Here is a 1,410-nt window from a genome sequence, read left to right as displayed (position 1 = left end):
CCGCCGATATACTCAAGCTCCCCGGCGTCAGAGATATAATAGATTCCGGCCAGCTTGGCGGCGGCAAGCCCGCTTGCCTTGAGCTGGAGCGTAACCGGATGCTCAAATACGGCGACCGCTCTCTCCGCTCCGCTGCTTGCAATCAGCTTCAGCTTGAATTCGTATATATTGCTTCCCGGCTTGATCTCCGCTAATTGCCGCTGCTTCGCAAGCGCCAGCAGGGATTCGCTGTCAGCGGACGCCACTTTAGCGATACTTACGGCCACTTCGCCGCCGCCCGCCTTGGAGACTTCCCCCAGCAGTTCGCGGAGCGTCTGAGCACTCAGCTTAAGCGTAAATTCCTCGCCCGCCAGATTCAAACCGGTGCCGCCCTGCGCAAGCTTATCCAGCAGCGCGGCCGGAATGCGCGCTTCCGCTCCTGCTTCAAGCGTGAACACCGCCTCTTTCAAGCCTTCGTTCAGGGTAAGCTTATCCTCGGTCACCCGTATGATATTCGAGGGAGAAGCCGTCGAAGCAACCGCCGAACCGGGACCCGTTGACGGGGTTGGAGTGGGAGATGGCGTCCCCCCGTAGGTAAAGCCCGTTGTATACGGGGTGCCGCTGCTCTCCGTGCCGAGCTGAACCTCATATTTACCCTCGGCGGAAATGTTCCACTTAAAAGTGAACACGCCGCCGGCCCCGCTTGCTACGCTGTCCAGAAAAAACCGTCCGCCGGGGTCCACTACCTTGATCGTTACGAGCTGCCCCGCTCCCGACGCCACCTTCCCCGTAACCGTCGCCTGCTTGGCGGACGCGTCTGCGCTTGCCGAGACGTCCGTGAACCAGACGGTTTCCGCAGCGGAAGCTATTCCCTGCCAGAGTGTGGAAAGGAGAAGGATCAGGATTAGTGCAGATATGCTCTTCTTCATTGTGCGCCTCCCTCTAAGCAGGAGCCCCGGCGGGGCATTTCCCGCCGGGTTCCTTCATTAGTAAATGGTTATGGAGTCAACTCTGCTACGTCTGCCAGAGGCATCATGGTAGTGTTGATCAGGTCCTCGCCTTCCCAGACCATCAGCTTGACCTTGTATCCCGCTACACTGGACGGAAGCTGGAAGCCCGCGTTGAGTTGCAGAGTCCGGCCCGCTTTAACAAGCGAGGAGCTGTAAGCGTGATTGACCATCTTCAGTCCGCCGTTCGTATCATAGAGCGCGGCGATGATCAACACTTGCTTGTCTTCGGACAAGGCGTTCGTTATCTTGACCTTGGCGTCCAGATATTTGCCGGCTTCAAGCTTGCTCATGTTGAATGACGGCTCCAGCTTGAAGCTGTCTTCCATCCGCTTGAGCACCGTATAATCCAGCGTATACGATGCGCTTCCGGCTTCGACCCGGATCTGGTACGGGCCTGCGGGAAGCGTAGCTGGCAGCTGCA

At 58.3% G+C, this 1,410-nt stretch carries 1 protein-coding gene and 1 pseudogene; both read right to left on the bottom strand.

Annotated elements, in window-relative coordinates; genetic code table 11:
• Positions 1 to 908, bottom strand: a 908-nt coding sequence (locus L692_RS29620; RefSeq protein ID WP_036724762.1) for a hypothetical protein, incomplete at its 3' end; no start/stop codon positions are given.
• 68 nt (positions 909 to 976) lie between these two features.
• Positions 977 to 1,410: pseudogene (locus L692_RS33055) on the bottom strand (hypothetical protein); the annotation flags it as partial.

The organism is Paenibacillus forsythiae T98, assembly GCF_000520735.1.
GTDB classification, from domain to species: Bacteria; Bacillota; Bacilli; order Paenibacillales; family Paenibacillaceae; genus Paenibacillus_AQ; species Paenibacillus_AQ forsythiae.
This window is presented reverse-complemented; position numbering and strand designations above follow the sequence as displayed.